Origin of the sequence: Stenotrophomonas maltophilia group sp. RNC7 (genome assembly GCF_030910085.1) — a bacterium.
Taxonomy (GTDB): domain Bacteria; phylum Pseudomonadota; class Gammaproteobacteria; order Xanthomonadales; family Xanthomonadaceae; genus Stenotrophomonas; species Stenotrophomonas sepilia.
Genome location: NZ_JAVFVN010000762.1, coordinates 1 through 316, shown reverse-complemented (window position 1 = coordinate 316; position 316 = coordinate 1). Strand labels below are relative to the sequence as shown.

1 protein-coding gene is annotated in these 316 nt (G+C 42.7%); it reads left to right on the top strand.

The features are described 5' to 3' along the window. Positions 1 to 316, top strand: a 316-nt coding sequence (locus RCF13_RS17910) for a hypothetical protein (protein ID WP_308141425.1), incomplete at both ends; no start/stop codon positions are given.

Genomic DNA, 316 nt, shown 5'->3' with positions numbered 1-316 from the left:
AAAGTAAGATCTCTCGATCGTTCGGGCAAATATTCTCCGTTCAGTGAGTCGATTAAAGTAACTACAACAGCTGAATGGGAAGCGGTGGATATTGATGCGAACCAGGTTAGAGTGAATCTTCTTCAGCACGCTATGCATTCTGGAACTTCAGTTACAGCTGATGTTTACATTGATTTTGCGGGCAGTGGTTACAGAGTTGTTGACTGGGGAGAGCTAAAGCAAGAGGGTTCAGATTGGGTTGCGGATATTTCTGTTGAGAAAAATCTCGATAGTACGGATCAAGAAGCCTTCACATTGGAACATACCTACCATATTA